General features: G+C 56.7%; 10 protein-coding genes. 7 read left to right on the top strand and 3 right to left on the bottom strand.

Annotated elements, in window-relative coordinates:
• Positions 1-101: 101 nt before the first annotated feature.
• The 6 genes from HUO07_RS13970 to HUO07_RS13945 all read left to right on the top strand — a co-directional run bounded on the left by HUO07_RS13970 (position 102) and on the right by HUO07_RS13945 (position 9637).
• On the top strand, positions 102-1673 hold the full coding sequence (locus tag HUO07_RS13970; RefSeq protein ID WP_176304096.1) for a Re/Si-specific NAD(P)(+) transhydrogenase subunit alpha: 1572 nt from the start codon (positions 102-104) through the stop codon (positions 1671-1673).
• Between the two features lie 16 nt (positions 1674-1689).
• Complete coding sequence (locus HUO07_RS13965) at positions 1690-3132, top strand: NAD(P)(+) transhydrogenase (Re/Si-specific) subunit beta (protein ID WP_176304095.1); 1443 nt, start codon at positions 1690-1692, stop codon at positions 3130-3132.
• Positions 3133-3254: 122 nt separating this feature from the next.
• A complete protein-coding gene (locus tag HUO07_RS13960; RefSeq protein ID WP_176304094.1) occupies positions 3255-5018 on the top strand; it encodes an ABC transporter transmembrane domain-containing protein in 1764 nt (587 codons plus the stop codon).
• 31 nt (positions 5019-5049) lie between these two features.
• Positions 5050-6054, top strand: a complete 1005-nt coding sequence (locus HUO07_RS13955; RefSeq protein WP_176304093.1) for an aldo/keto reductase — start codon at positions 5050-5052, stop codon at positions 6052-6054.
• 223 nt (positions 6055-6277) lie between these two features.
• The gene (gene katG / locus HUO07_RS13950; protein WP_176304092.1) at positions 6278-8431 is read left to right on the top strand and encodes a catalase/peroxidase HPI; all 2154 of its coding nucleotides are present in this window, start codon (positions 6278-6280) and stop codon (positions 8429-8431) included.
• A 168-nt stretch (positions 8432-8599) separates the two neighbouring features.
• Positions 8600-9637 (top strand): hypothetical protein, encoded by a 1038-nt coding sequence (locus tag HUO07_RS13945; RefSeq protein WP_176304091.1) that lies wholly within the window; start codon positions 8600-8602, stop codon positions 9635-9637.
• 76 nt (positions 9638-9713) lie between these two features.
• Here HUO07_RS13945 and HUO07_RS13940 read toward each other — a convergent pair whose 3' ends face one another.
• From HUO07_RS13940 to HUO07_RS13930, 3 genes are all read right to left on the bottom strand, one after another.
• Positions 9714-11699, bottom strand: coding sequence for a methyl-accepting chemotaxis protein (locus HUO07_RS13940; RefSeq protein WP_176304090.1), 1986 nt, complete (start codon positions 11697-11699; stop codon positions 9714-9716).
• 265 nt (positions 11700-11964) lie between these two features.
• Positions 11965-12933, bottom strand: a complete 969-nt coding sequence (locus HUO07_RS13935) for an XdhC family protein (protein WP_176304089.1) — start codon at positions 12931-12933, stop codon at positions 11965-11967.
• A complete protein-coding gene (locus tag HUO07_RS13930; RefSeq protein ID WP_176304088.1) occupies positions 12933-15203 on the bottom strand; it encodes a xanthine dehydrogenase family protein molybdopterin-binding subunit in 2271 nt (756 codons plus the stop codon). The genes HUO07_RS13935 and HUO07_RS13930 overlap by 1 nt, the downstream gene beginning before the upstream one ends.
• Positions 15204-15412: 209 nt before the next feature.
• Here HUO07_RS13930 and HUO07_RS13925 point away from each other — a divergent pair, with 209 nt between their 5' ends.
• Complete coding sequence (locus HUO07_RS13925; protein WP_176304087.1) at positions 15413-15892, top strand: MarR family winged helix-turn-helix transcriptional regulator; 480 nt, start codon at positions 15413-15415, stop codon at positions 15890-15892.
• Positions 15893-15907: the final 15 nt, after the last annotated feature.

The following is a 15907-nucleotide window of genomic DNA, read 5'->3' as shown; positions in this document are numbered from 1 at the left end:
TAGATCCTAGGCTGCTAAAAGGCGTTATGAATGACGTCGTTATAGTGTCGCGCCCAGCTGGGTAGTGGCGGGGCAGAACTATCAATAATGGGAGAACGCGAGTGAAAATAGGTGCACCGAAGGAGAGTGCCCGGGGGGAAGCGCGTGTCGCGCTGACCCCTGAGAGCGCCAAACAGATTCAGAAGCTAGGCCACGAGTGCTTGGTGGAAACCGGCGCTGGCTTGGCCGCGGGCTTTAATGACGACACTTATCGCGATGCTGGCGTTACCGTGGTGGAGGGTGCCGATGCACTCTGGCGCGACGCTGAGGTGGTCATTAAAGTCCGCGAGCCCTCTGATGAAGAGGCCGAGCGGCTGCGTGAAGGTCAAACGCTGATTGCCTTCTTCTGGCCAGCGCAAAACGAAGCGCTGCTGGAAAAGTGCAAGGCCCAGGGCGCCACCGTGATTGCCATGGATATGGTGCCGAGGATTTCACGGGCGCAGAAAATGGACGCGCTCTCCTCCATGGCCAATATTGCCGGCTACCGCGCGGTGATCGAGGCGGGCAATAACTTTGGTCGCTTCTTCACAGGACAGGTAACCGCGGCGGGTAAAGTGCCCCCCGCCAAAGTGCTGGTGATTGGTGCCGGTGTGGCAGGTTTGGCGGCGATCGGTACGGCTACCAGCCTGGGCGCCGTCGTGCGCGCCTTTGACGTGCGTCCCGAGGTTTCTGAGCAGATTGAATCCATGGGCGCCGAATTCCTGTTCCTCGATTTCGAGGATAGCCAGGACGGTTCCGAAAGCGGTGGCTACGCCTCGCCTTCAAGCCCGGAGTTCCGCGAAAAGCAGCTTGCGTGCTTCCGCGAGCAGGCGCCGGACGTGGATATCGTGATTACCACCGCGCTGATTCCCGGCAAACCTGCGCCCAAGCTGTGGCTGGAAGATATGGTCGCGGCGATGAAGCCGGGCTCGGTGATTATTGATCTGGCCGCTGAGAAAGGCGGTAACTGCGACCTGACCAAGCCTGATGAGCGCGTAGTATCGGATAACGGCGTCGTAGTCATCGGCTACACCGATTTTCCTTCCCGCATGGCAACGCAATCATCGCTGCTCTACGCCACCAATATCCGCCATATGTTGACCGATCTGACGCCCGAGAAAGACGGCGTAATCAACCATAATATGGAAGATGACGTGATTCGTGGCGCTACGGTGACGCATCAGGGCGAAATCACCTTCCCGCCGCCGCCGCCCAAAGTGAAAGCGATTGGCGCCTCAAAACCCAAGAAGAAAGAGAAAGAGCCCACGCCGGAAGAGAAAAAGGCCGCTGAGCTAGCCGCCTTCAAAGCGCAAACCAAGCGTCAAGTGAGCCTATTGGCTGTTGGCGGCGTACTGATGCTGTTGCTGGGTCAAGTAGCGCCAGCCTCGTTTATGCAGCACTTCATTGTCTTTGTACTAGCCTGCTTTATCGGCTTCCAGGTGATTTGGAAAGTGAGCCACTCGCTGCATACCCCGCTAATGGCGGTGACCAATGCGATCTCGGGTATCATTATTTTGGGGGCGATTCTGCAGATTGGCTCCGGCAGCGCAGTGGTGAGCGTGCTGGCGGCGATTTCAGTACTGATCGCATCAATCAATATCGTGGGTGGCTTCCTGGTGACACGCCGGATGCTGGCCATGTTCCAAAAATCCTAAGCGGCGGAGAGACGATATGTTAGAGCAAGGATTCGTATCTGCCGCGGCAATTGCGGCAAGTGTGTTGTTTATTCTGTCGCTGGGCGGCTTGAGTAACCAGGAGAAAGCCAAGCGGGCCGTATGGTATGGCATCGTGGGCATGACGGTGGCGGTGTTCTTCACTGCTCTCGGCCCAGGCATTGGCGGTTACTGGTGGCTGATCCCGATGATGCTGATCGGCGCTGGTATTGGCGCCTACGTGGCGGGCAAGGTCGAGATGACCGAAATGCCTCAGCTGGTGGCCGCACTCCACAGCTTTGTGGGCTTGGCGGCGGTATTGGTGGCCTGGAGCGCGGATTTAGAGCGCCGCCGGGTGATGGCCGCGCGTGCTGCCGAGGCGTCGTTGGATCAGTTCTCCGCCTTCGCCGCGCTGGTCGCCACCAAAGCCCCCGACGAACTGATGTTCCTGCAAGTCGAAGTCGTGTTAGGCATCTTTATTGGCGCGGTGACGTTTACCGGCTCGGTGATTGCCTTTGGTAAGCTGGCTGGCAAGGTCGATGGTAAACCCCGCCAGTTGCCCGGTGGGCATATGCTGAATGCCGGGGCGGCGGTACTGTCGCTGCTGCTGGCAATTCTCTACCTGAACGGTGCGGGCTTCTGGACGCTGATTGTGCTGGCTGCGCTGGCCTTCTTTATCGGCTACCACCTGATCATGGGCATTGGCGGCGCCGACATGCCGGTGGTCGTTTCAATGCTCAACAGCTACTCCGGCTGGGCGGCGGCCGCTATCGGTTTCACGCTCTCCAACGACCTGCTGATTGTCACTGGTGCGCTGGTGGGCTCCTCCGGTGCGATTCTCTCTTACATTATGTGTAAGGCGATGAACCGCAACTTTATCAACGTCATTTTGGGCGGCTTTGGTGGCAGCCAAGGGCCCGCGGCGGAGATCGAAGGCGAGCAGGTGGCGATTGACGCCGGTGGCGTAGCAAGCGCCCTGAACGATGCCGACAGCGTGATCATCGTGCCGGGCTACGGTATGGCCGTGGCCCAGGCGCAAACGGCGGTGAGCGATTTGGTGCGTAAACTGCGTGCAGCGGGCAAGACCGTGCGCTTCGGTATCCATCCGGTCGCGGGCCGCTTGCCAGGGCACATGAACGTGCTGCTGGCGGAGGCCAAGGTACCTTACGACATCGTGCTGGAGATGGATGAAATCAATGACGATTTCGCCACCACCGACGTGGTGATCGTGATTGGCTCCAACGACATCGTGAACCCTGCGGCCGAAGAAGATCCCAATAGCCCCATCGCCGGTATGCCAGTATTGAAGGTGTGGGAGGCCAAGCAGGTGTTTGTCAGCAAACGCGGCCAGGGCACCGGCTACTCGGGTATCGAGAACCCGCTGTTCTTCAAAGAGAACACGCGCATGTTCTACGGCGATGCCCGGGATAGCTTGAATACGCTGTTGCCGCTGATTGATTAGGTCTAGGCCTAACCATTCGGTACTGAGCCCGCGAGAGATCGCGGGCTTTTTTGATTCTGTGCATGGCAATGGCACTCCTGCTATGGTCGAGTACTGCCTCTCTTTGTTGAGCATTTATTTCCATGAATCAACGCCCTAATCCCCGCGTGCTGTTGCGCTTGCTGGGGCTGCTACGTCCTTATCGGCTACGTTTGGCCCTGGCGGGTCTGGCGCTGTTATTGGCCTCAGGCAGCGTACTGCTGCTAGGCAACGGGCTGCGGTTAGTCATTGATCGCGGCTTTTTAGATGCCGATGCACAGGCGCTAGGCCAAGCGCTGGTGTTGATGCTGGTGGTAGTAACGGTGTTGGCGTTCGCTTCCGCGCTGCGTTACTACCAAGTGACCTGGATTGGCGAGCGTTTGGCTGCCGACCTACGCCAGCGGGTGTTCGATCATTTACTCACCCTGGAGCCCAGCTTTTTTGAGAGCGCAAGCGACGGCCGTGCCGCGGGGGAAATAGCCTCACGATTAACCGCGGATACCAGCGTACTGCAGAGCCTGTTTGGCTCTTCGGTCTCGCTGGCGCTGCGTAATCTGGTCATGCTGGTAGGCGCCGTGGTGCTAATGCTGATCACCCAACCGTGGCTCTCGGCGATGGTGCTGGTCGGGATTCCGGCGACGCTCTTGCCCATCGTGTGGTACGGCCGGCGGGTGCGGCGACTTTCGCGCACCAGCCAGGATCGCGTGGCCGAACTGGGCCGCTATGCCGAGGAGGCGCTGAGTGGTATTCGAACCCTCCAGGCGTTTACCCATGAAGCGGCGGATAAAACCCACTACGGTCAGCGCGTGGAGCAGGCGTTCGGCAGCGCTGTTGAGCGCACCCAGCAGCGTGCCTGGTTGACCGGGATCGCCATGCTAGTGGTGTTTACGGCGGTTGGCTTAATGCTCTGGCAGGGTGGTCAGGCGGTGTTAGATGGCACCATGAGCGCGGGCGAGCTGTCGGCGTTTATTTTTTATGCCGTGCTGGCAGCGGGGGCTATCGCCACCTTGGCTGAAGTCGCGGGAGATGTGCAGCGTGCGGCAGGGGCGGCGGAACGCTTATTGGAGCTGCTCGATACTCAGCCCGCTATCCAGTCACCAGCGAATCCCCATCTTCTTCCAATGCCATCACAAGGTGACATTGTGCTGGAGAACGTCAGCTTCACCTACCCCGGCCGGGAAACGCCAGCGCTCGACGGCTTTGATCTGCATATTCAGCCGGGAGAACGGGTAGCGGTGGTGGGCCCATCAGGCGCGGGTAAAAGCACCCTGTTGGCACTGCTGCTGCGCTTTTATGACCCCAGCCAAGGGCGTATAACGCTGGATGGGATCGATGTCCGTTACTTAGACCTTGCTGCATTACGGCGCGCCATGGGGCTGGTTGCCCAGGACCCGGTGCTGTTTAGTGGCTCGGTGGCCGATAATCTTCGCTATGGCGACCCTGATGCGGACAATGAGCGGCTGCGCATCGCCGCTCAGGATGCCAGCGCCCTCGATTTTATCGAAGCGCTCCCCCAGGGCTTTGATACGCCCCTTGGCCCCGGTGGCGTGCAGCTCTCCGGCGGCCAGCGCCAGCGGCTGGCTATTGCTCGGGCGCTGCTTAAAAATCCTGCCGTGTTGTTGTTGGATGAAGCCACCAGCGCCTTGGATGCGGAAAGCGAGCGGCTGGTACAGCAGGCGCTGGATCGACTGATGGTGGGGCGCACCAGTATTGTGATCGCCCATCGGCTCGCCACCGTTATTGCTGCCGACCGCTTGCTAGTGCTTGATGGTGGAAAGCTAATCGCGGCGGGCACCCACGACGAATTGATCACCACCAGCCCACTCTATCGCCACTTAGCTGCGCTGCAGTTTGGCGGTGAAAGATGATGAAATTATTTTGTTAACGCCAGGAGTTGCTATGACGAGTTTTTTCCAACGCCTTAATGCTGTTAATGCCCCGTCTATTGGCCTGGGCTGTATGAACCTCTCCCACGGTTATGGCAGCATCGTGCCTGAAAACGCGGCCATACGAGCGTTGGATGAGGCGTTTGAGATGGGCTATCGCCACTTTGACACTGCCACCCTGTACGGCGCCACAGCCAATGAGAAAGTGGTCGGGCGCGCTTTGGAGGGCAAGCGGCATCAGCTCTTTCTGGCCAGTAAATGCGGCATGGCGATGGACCCTGAGTCAGGCAAACGCGTTATTGACGGCCGCCCGGCAACACTGCGCAAACAGTGCGAAGCAAGCCTTGCGCGCCTGCGTACCGATCATTTGGATCTCTACTACCTGCACCGCTTGGATCGCCAGGTCCCCATTGAAGAGAGCGTCGGCGCGCTAGGGCGCTTGATGGAAGAGGGCAAAATTGGAGGCGTGGGGTTGTCGGAAATCTCTGCGCTAACATTGCGCCGTGCGGCAGCTGAATATCCTATCGCCGCCGTGCAGTCGGAGTATTCGCTGTGGACGCGCAACCCTGAAATCGCCCTGATCGATGCGTGCCGAGAGGTGGGCGCGGCCATGGTCGCATTTAGTCCTCTGGGGCGAGGCTTCTTAACCGGCGCCATTCAAGATCCCGCGCGCCTTGAAGAGGGCGATATGCGCCGTAATATGCCGCGCTTCAGCGCCGAGAACTACCCGCATAATATAAAACTATTTAAACGCCTTGCGGCGCTGGCGCAGGCCTTGAGCGGATCGCCGGGGCAGCTGGCACTGGCTTGGTTGAAGGCCAAAGGCGACGACATTATTCCCATTCCGGGTACCCGCTCGCCTGATCATATGCGGGAAAACTTAGCGGCGGAATCGCTGCGCCTGGATGTCACCGCAATGCAGCAGTTGGATGCCATGATGACGCCCGACCAAGTCGTGGGTGCCCGTTATAGCGAGGCGCAGCAGGCGGATATCGATACAGAAGAATTCACCGTTTAGTTAGGTGAAGCAGAGTGCGATGGGTAAAAACTATTGGAGCAGTCGCAAAAAGTAAATTGTGGCTATAAGGGAACTGCTTTAAAAAGTACCAAGTTCATGATGCGTCCGTACTAGTAGCAAAGGCACTGTTCGGGACGCTCAACGTCAGTTGACTTGGTAGTTCGAAAGCGAGCGCCACCAAGAAAAAAGCAGCTAACACAAAATAAAGTGATGGGAGAGCGTGATGAGTGGTAAATGTCCTGTAATGCACGGTGGTAATACTTCCACAGGTACGTCGAATAAAGACTGGTGGCCTGAAGGAATCAACCTGGATATTTTGCACCAGCAAGACCGTAAGTCGAACCCGATGGATGCGGATTTTGACTATCGGGAAGAGGTCAGAAAACTCGATTTTGACGCGCTCAAGCAAGACGTCCACGCGCTGATGACTGACAGCCAGTCGTGGTGGCCAGCTGATTGGGGTCACTACGGCGGTCTTATGATCCGCATGGCATGGCATTCTGCTGGTACCTACCGTCTTGCCGACGGTCGTGGCGGCGGCGGTACCGGTAGCCAGCGTTTTGCACCCCTCAACTCCTGGCCGGATAACGTCAGCCTTGATAAGGCGCGTCGTCTACTGTGGCCAATCAAGAAGAAGTACGGCAATAAAATCAGCTGGGCCGATCTGATGATCCTGGCCGGTACCGTTGCCTATGAATCGATGGGGCTGCCTGCTTACGGCTTCTCGTTTGGCCGTGAGGATATCTGGGAACCCGAAAAAGATATCTACTGGGGCGATGAGAAAGAGTGGCTGGCGCCTTCTGACGAGCGCTATGGCGATGTTGAAAAGCCAGAAACCATGGAAAACCCGCTTGCTGCGGTTCAGATGGGGCTTATCTACGTCAACCCGGAAGGCGTTAACGGTGTGCCCGACCCGCTGAAAACCGGTCAGCAGATTCGCGAAACCTTTGCCCGCATGGCAATGAATGACGAAGAGACGGCTGCCCTTACTGCCGGTGGCCACACCGTGGGTAAGTGCCACGGTAACGGCGACGCGGCAGCGCTGGCGGCTGAGCCAGAAGCCTCTGATGTTGAGAACCAGGGCTTTGGCTGGGGCAACCCGACCATGGGTGGCAAGGCGAGCAATGCCGTTACATCGGGCATTGAAGGCGCCTGGACCACTCACCCCACCAAGTTCGACATGGGCTATTTCGACCTGCTGTTCGGCCATGAGTGGGAACTGCGCAAAAGCCCAGCTGGCGCTCACCAGTGGGAACCCATCAACATTAAGGAAGAGGATAAGCCGGTTGACGCCAGCGACCCCTCCATTCGCCACAATCCGATCATGACCGATGCGGATATGGCCATGAAGGTGGATCCGACCTACCGCGCCATTTGTGAAAAATTCATGGCGGATCCGGAGTACTTCAAGAAGACCTTCGCCAAGGCGTGGTTCAAGCTGACTCACCGTGACCTAGGCCCGAAAGCACGCTACATCGGCCCGGAAGTGCCCGCTGAAGACTTGATCTGGCAGGATCCGATTCCGGCTGGCAGCACCGACTACAGCGAAGAAGTGGTTAAGCAGAAAATCGCCGATGCCGGCCTGAGTATCAGCGATATGGTTAGCACCGCGTGGGACAGCGCGCGCACTTACCGTGGTTCTGATATGCGCGGCGGTGCCAACGGTGCGCGCATTCGCTTGGCGCCCCAGAAGGATTGGGAAGGCAACGAGCCTGCGCGTCTTGCCAGCGTATTAGCCGTGTACGAGCAGATTTCTGCTGATACCGGCGCTAGCCTTGCCGATGTCATCGTTCTGGCCGGTAGTGTCGCGATCGAGAAAGCCGCTAAAGCCGCAGGCTATGACGTTCGCGTACCTTTCCTGAAAGGCCGTGGCGATGCTTCTGCCGAGATGACTGACGGCGAATCCTTCGAGCCGCTAGAGCCGCTGGCCGACGGTTTCCGCAACTGGCAGAAGAAAGACTACGTCGTGAAGCCGGAAGAGCTGCTGCTGGATCGCGCGCAGTTGATGGGGCTGACTGGTCCAGAAATGGTCGTGTTACTCGGCGGCATGCGTGTGCTGGGCACCAACTATGGTGGCACCAAGCATGGCGTATTCACTGACCGTGAAGGCCAGTTGACCAATGACTTCTTCGTTAACCTGACCGATATGGGCAACACCTGGAAGCCAGTGAGTAAAAGCACCTACGAAATCCGTGATCGTCAAACGGATGCCGTTAAGTGGACTGCTTCTCGCGTTGACCTGGTGTTCGGTTCTAACTCGCTGCTGCGCTCCTACGCGGAAGTCTACGCCCAGGACGATAACGACGAGAAATTCGTCAAAGACTTCGTCGCCGCCTGGACGAAAGTGATGAACGCGGACCGCTTTGATGTCGCGTAACCAACACTAAGCGTTACGTCTCTACCCAAGCCCGCATCGAAAGATGCGGGTTTTTTATTACTTGCTGATAGGGTGACCATCGATTGCTTAACAGCATGGCGTTTTTGAGGCGGGAGTTTTCTCGCCCTGACGCTGTCAGTAGAAGTGACCTTTCCAAGGAGTATAACGATGCAGAAAGCCAGAATCTTGCAGCAGGGCAGTATTCACTGCTTCCCCGTTGGCCTGCGCGATGAGCAGGGAAAGCTCGCCAATGCCGAAGTGTCGGCCGTTATGTACGACGGTGAGCGGTTACTGCTGGCCAGCGATAAGCCGATTCCAGGAGAGCATCGTTCCGCGGTCTTTGCCTTGCCCATGACGGATGACAGGCCGGATGATTCGCAGCTTGAGTATTTTACAACGCCGCTGATTAAGCGCGCGGTGAAGTATGAAGACTTTGCACTGACCGCCGATGGTAAGCATGTATTGGCCACGACGGGTTTTGATCGCATCGATGATGTGACCCATGACCTGAATGCTTATAACCATCTATTGATCTGGCCGCTGGGCGAGCCTGAAAAAGCCCAGGCGGTGGACCCTGACCCCCGTGACGGGGTTGAAGGGTCGTTGGAGTTACGCAATAAGCTGAACCATGCGATAGGCTTACCTTACTACAAGATTGAAGGGCTGGCGGCAGTGCCGGGCGAGCGAGGCGATGGGCTGCTGCTTTTCGGCGTACGCGAGCAGGGGCAGCGTCATGATGACTTCTCCTATGTGAGCCGTGTAGTGGGTGCCCACTATGTGGTAAATGCGTCTGGCAATCTCGAGTTTATCGATGAGTTGCGCGAACTTTACGCTTTTGAACCGACTGATCATGAAGGGGTAGCGATTGAGTGCGGGTTGTCGAGCCTTGAGTATGACCCTTACCACCACCGGCTTTATCTGATGACCAGTTTTGAGACGGAGGTCGATAACGTCGCCCGCATTGGTGGCTACCTATGGCTGATGGAGCTGGATAACCTCACCACTGGCGAGCCACCTGCCTTGGTCCGTGGGATGGATGGCTCCCCGTTTGAATTCGAGCACAAGGCTGAAGGGTTGGCCGTGCTGGATCATGAGCGTGTCTTTGTGGTGTACGACAATGACCGTGAAATGGGCGTGGGCAGCATCGACGAGCGTGATGAACGCCATGCCAGCGAAGCGCTTTATACGCTTTTGCATATGGAGTAACGCCCGCACGCTATCAGACTAGCATTAAGAAAAAAGGCACCCAAACGGGTGCCTTTGGCGTTTCTTATGAGGGGGGTTAGAACTCTTCCCACTCCGCTACTTCATGCTTTTGCTGGGCGGCCTGTGGGCGGTGGCTAGATGCTTGGGGTAAAGAAGTCTTTGCGCGTGCTTGATGCGCTGCCGTATAGGGCAGTGCTGAGTTCTCGGTGGCGCCATCACTGAGCACAAACTCGCTCATTAACTGATCCAGACTGCGGGCGTTGTCACGCATGGAAGCGGCAAGGTTTGCACTTTGGCTGACCATGGCGGCATTCTGCTGGGTCATCATATCCATCTCTGCCACGGCGGTGTTGACCTGCTGGATACCGGTTGTCTGCTCTCGTGCACCTGCGGCAATTTCGGCAATCACATCAGATACCTGGGTGACACTGTGGCGGATCTCCTGCATTCGCTCAGCCGCTGCCTTGACGATGTCGCCGCCTTCTTTTGAGTGGCTAACGGACATATCGATCAACGCACGAATATCGTGAGCAGCAGAAGCCGAGCGACTGGCGAGGGTGCGCACTTCGCTGGCGACCACGGCAAACCCGCGGCCCTGTTCACCGGCACGGGCGGCCTCTACCGAAGCGTTGAGTGCCAATATATTGGTCTGGAACGCAATCGAATCAATCAAGCCAATGATATCGCTGATCTTGTTGGCCGAATCACTGATGGCCGCCATCTTGGCTTCCATCTGGTTCATGGATTCAGTGCCACGTTCAGAGGCATTGGCAGCCTCTAGTGCAAGGCTATTGGCTTGTTCAGAGGCCTGAGAAGTGTGCGCCACTGTGGAGTGGATTTGCTCCATGGAAGCGGAGGTTTCCTGAAGGTTGGCGGCTGCTTGTTCGGTACGCGATGAAAGCTCCTGCGTACCATCGGCCATATCGCTAGCGTCCGATAATACCGTGCGCGCGTTTTGGCGTACTTCCTGAAGTGTGGACTGCATACGTTCCACAAAGGCATTGAAGCCATGGGCGAGGTCGCCAATTTCATCCTGCGTCTTGGCTTCCAGGCGCCGTGTCAAATCACCTTTGCCCTGGGCAATATCCGCCATGGCATTGGCCGTCTGCTTGATCGGTGCGAGCGCGCGTCGAGCCGCGAAGGCCACGATGACCAACAAGAGGATAAGCAGCAGCGCACCAGCAATGAGTAGTGATTGAAGCAGGTCGCTGGTAACCGCGGTGAAGGTGCTGACAGGCACATTGACGCCGACTACCCATGAGGTTCCTTCTACCGGGCTCCACATGATGGCGTCCTGTTGCCCGTTAGGCAGTGTGACCACGCCGGACCCGGCGGTTCCATTCAGCATTTCCTGGCTCAGGCCATCCATTCCCTGGTAACCATGCTGGTCGGCATCGGTGAAGTTCAGCGTCATTCGTGCTGCTTCATCAGGGTGGGCGATGACCTGCCCTTGGCTATCGATCATCCACCCGTAGCTACCTTCCCCGACATCAATGGCCGAGGTGATATCAGAGACCGCCGCCATGGAAACGGTCATGCCCAGCAGGCCCACCCGATTGCCGCGATCATCGAAGACCGTGTCGGCCACGATCGCAGTGGGCAGGCCGCTCACCATCGACACCACCGGATCAATCAGCAGACTATCGCTGGTGCCCTCGGTAACCAGTGTCTTGAAATAGGAGCGCTCCGTGACATCCAGCTCCACGCCCGCGTGGGTCAAAGTAGCACCAGAGGCATTGCTAAAAAATAGTGATTCGATGGTGGTTCCGGCAGGGTGGCGTTTTGCCAGCCAGTCCAGATGATCGTTGATGGGAATGTCCGCCGCCAGCCGCTCGTCTTGAGCCAATACGGCGATCCAATCGCGGTGGCCTTCAACCCAACGGCTGATCTCATCTGCCCGTGCTTCTACCTGTTTGGTACTGGCATTTTCCACCAGATCAGTGACTGCCCGGTTCAACTGTTGATTGACGACAATACCCAGAATGACAGCCACCGCTAACAGCGGAATGGCGACAGCAGCCAGCAGTTTCTGCGTCAGTGAGAGACGAGAAATTTTTTTCATTTGTTGCCTCGATGTGTTGGCCAGTAGCAGGGTACTGTCGATAAGGCAGTGCCGGGCTCTGGCTGTTTTATGGTTCCCTGGAAGTTCTCTTACTACCGCTACTTATTAACGGCTGCTAATATTTAAACTTAAATCTAAAATATTTTTTGTCACATCTTTTTTAATTTAATCGTTATTTTTACCTAAAAAGAGGCAGCAAAAATTATAGTTTAAAATAACTAAAGCGGCCTAGCTTGCCTGCTTTATCGCTAATGACTTTATATAGCTACAGCTCATGTCGGTTTTTTCCACGATAAAGACGCACAATATCGGCCATGACTGCTAATGCAATCTCGGACGGTGTTTTGCTGCCTAAATTGAGACCAATAGGCATGGTAATCCTTTCCAGCTGAGTGTCTTTCAGGCCACCGGAGCGCAATAGCCGTGCTGCTCGCTGTTGCGACGTTTGCTGAGACCCCATCACGCCAATGTAAAACGCCTCCGTGCGGACGGCTTCGATCATCGCCAGGTCATCAATACGCGGATCATGAGTCAACGCGACCACTGCTGTATTGACATGGCAGCCGCCCGAGGCGATAAAAACGGAAGGCAGTACCGCTTGCACTTCCACGCCAGGCACGTCGAAATTCTTGCGAGCATCATCGTTGGGGTCGCAGACAATGACTTCAAAACCGAGCGATTGGGCAAACAGGGCGCAGGGCGAAGTGACCGAAGAGATGCCGGCAATGATCAGCCGTAGCGCTGGGCCAATGCGGACATTGACGCTGGTGGCATCAAAAGTAACGGCAGGTTCTGACAATGTGGATGGGTTGAAGCGCTTGCGCCCATCGGACAATGAGATACAGCGAGTGAGCGGCTGTCGGCCCAGCAAGGTGGCATGCATCACTTCAAGGTGAACGAGGTTGTCGGCAGAGGGGGCCAATTGTTCAACGAGCACCTCCAGACTGCCGCCGCAGGGCAAGCGAACAGTGGTTGAGCTGTCGTCGCCGCCATACATTATCCGTTGGGCGGGTTGGTCAAACTCGCCTCGTTGCAGTCGGGCGATAAAATCTTCTTCCACACAGCCACCCGACAGTGATCCCAGATAGTCTCCCGTCGAACAAGCGACAAGCATGGCACCCGGTTCTCTGGGGGATGAGCCGAAGGTTTTCAAAACCGTGCAGAGCCAAACGGTCAGCCCCTGATTGGCCCATTTCAACGCGCGTTCGATAACCTGCAGATCAAGGTGGTGCATTAACTGATTGCCTCCATGGGGAGTCGAAAGGAGGCTTTAACTGCGTTGCGAATAGTCTCAGGGGTAAAAGGGGGATGGGTAAAACGTACCCCCGTGGCATCAAAAAGCGCATTGGCAATCGCAGGAGCACCGGGCAGCGAGGCGGATTCTCCAACGCCGAGCGGGGGCAGTTCAGGGCGATCAAGCAGCATGACGTCGATGGGAGGAAGCTCCGAGAAACGCAGAATGGGGTAGCCGCCCCATTCTCTGCTGGTCGGTAAACCATCCTCAAAGGTTACCCTCTCCTTTAAAGTGCGGCTGAGCATCTGGATCACATTGCCATGCACCTGATGGCGAACGCCGGCGGGGTTCACCATCAAGCCCGCATCCTGACCTACATATAAGTTCTCGACGACAACCCGCCCACTCTTCACATTGACTTTAAGTTCAATCACCCAGGCGGCGAGCGCGGCGCCAAAACCTGGGAATTTACTATGCACGTACTGGGCGTAAGCGAAGCCTCGGCCGTAGCGCCACTCGCCATCGTTTCTCGGATTAGCGTTGGCGGTGCTGGGTTTCCAGTTCGCACGTTCGGCTAACGCTTCGACAAGCTCGCAAGCGCGGTTATCGGCTAAGTAGCGCAACCGGTAGGTGACAGGATCTTCATCCGCCAAGTAGGCGAGTTCATCAATATAGCTTTCATGGGCGAAGGTGCTGGGCAGCGCCGAGACACCACGCAGCCAGGAGGCACGCACCAGGGTTGGAACGTCGTCGCACACTATTTGACGATGAGGGTAGCGGTAGGGCGGCACCGACGTTCGATCACCCATTTCAAAGGGGATATCAATCGGTGAGGCAGCACCAGTCAGCAGTAGTGCCAGGGTGGGCGCACTGTTAGAGGGGTAGCGCGTATTAAAGCGATAGCCTGCTGGGCTGCCATCGGCGTTTAAGCCGCCCTGGATGGCCATATACTGAGCAGCCCCTTTAGGCTCCCAGGTGTGCTCCTGCTCACGGGTTAGTTGCACGCGGACAGGACGGCCCACCGCCTGAGAGAGCAGCACCGCATCGGCACCCACGTCGTCGGCGCAGTTGCGGCCATAGCAGCCCGAGGTTTCCATGCGGGTAATGGTGATAACGCCTTCGTCCAAACCGGTAAGGCGGGCGAGGTCGGCGCGCAGGCTGTGTGGATTTTGGGTGCCCGACCATACGTGAAGGCCATCTTCGTTGGCATCGGCGACGGAGCACGAAGGGCCAATGGAGCCATGCAGCTGGAAAGGCCACACATAGTGACGATTGAGCGGATGTTGTGCGGTGGCCAGAGCGCTGTCCAGATCACCCTCTTTGAGGAGTATGCGCTGCTTGCTGGGCAGGTCGAGCAGTGCTTGCTCTATATTGTCTAGCTGAGGCAAGCCCTTGATCGAACGCCACTGGATCTTTAGTTGTTTGGCTGCGGCGGCAGCCTGCTCTTCACGCTCGGCCACTACGCCAACAAAGTCACCGACCACCACGACACTTACCACACCAGGCAAATGTGCCACAGAGCTTTCATCTACCGCGATTAAACTGTTGCCAATAAAGTCGCCGCTATCATGGCCTACATAAGGCGGGCGAATCACTCGCCCATGCAGCATGCCGGGCAGGCGTAAGTCGTGGATAAAGGTCAATTGCCCGGTGGCTTTGGCGGGTATATCCACGCGGGAGGTCGATTGACCGACCAGAGTATAATGGCTGACCGGCTTAAGCAGCACCTCATCGGCGAGCTTTAATGCATGGCGGCTGCCTAGCAGTAACTCCCCAAAGCTAACGGATGAGCGGTTATTATCACTTGGCGTAATAGCGCCGTTCTGGCAGCTAAGTAGCGAGTGCTCGGTGTCAAAGTGCTTTGCTGCCAGTGTTAATAGATACTCCCGCGCCTGAGCCGCAGCTCGGCGTAAAGGCTCGGCAGTGATCTGAATCGACGCACTGGCAATGGTGGGGCCTTGGTTGGGGGCTTCAACGGAGTTGCCCAGCACCATGGTAACGCTATCGAACGTGACGCTAAGCTCTTCTGCGACAATTTGAGCGAGCGCTGTGCGTATCCCAGTGCCCAAGTCTACGTGGCCGTTGAAAGCCACGATATGACTATCGCTCAGTACAGCAATGAATATCTCAGGCTCACGTGGGGTAAAGTTTGAGTGTGTACCTGGCTGTCCAGGCGCGGGCTTGGGAGGCGTAACCGGGTCGCGATAGATCACCAGAATATCAGACCCATACAGCAGTGACTCTCTTGTATAGTCTGATTTATCTGCCATGTCTGCCTCCCACGCTAGTGTTTAAGATGATCAGTACGGATGAATTTGAGATGATGAAAGAGCGATAACTAAGGTAAAATTATAGCGTGTACGCCATAAAAGCATGATGAATTGATCCAGCGCAAGCAGTATTTCATACGTTGATGCATCATTTTGTTAACCAGTGCCATACTCGATACACGACGTCGCCAATAGATTAAGGATATGGAATGACAACGGATAGTGCGCTCAACCACTCGTCTTCCGGCGAGCACCCTACACCTTCAGAGCAGGGGTATGATTTTTCTGAGCAAGTAGGGCATCTACTGCGTAAAGCCTACCAGCGGCATACGGCTATTTTTCAGCGCTACAGCAGCGATAAACAGCTCACGGCCATCCAGTTTGTCACGCTGTGCACGGTGATGGAGCGTGGCCCCAGCTCGTTAACCGATATCGTCAACGCCACGGCGATTGATCCCGCCACTATCCGTGGCGTCATTAAACGCCTTAAAGCGCGGGGGTGGATCTCGCTAACCACCGACCCCAATGATCAACGCAAAGTCATGGTCGTGATCACTGGGGCCGGGGAGACATTAGTCGAGGCTATGGTGCCCAGTGCCAAGCAAATTAGCGATCAGACCATGAAAAATCTCAACCCGGCAGAGCGGGTTGCCTTAATGCATCTGTTGGAAAAAATGAACGCGGACTGATTACTCAACAGAGAC

The organism is Vreelandella maris, assembly GCF_013371085.1.
Taxonomy (GTDB): domain Bacteria; phylum Pseudomonadota; class Gammaproteobacteria; order Pseudomonadales; family Halomonadaceae; genus Vreelandella; species Vreelandella maris.
Note: the sequence above shows the minus strand (reverse complement) of the source record. Positions and strands in the feature narration are given on the sequence as shown.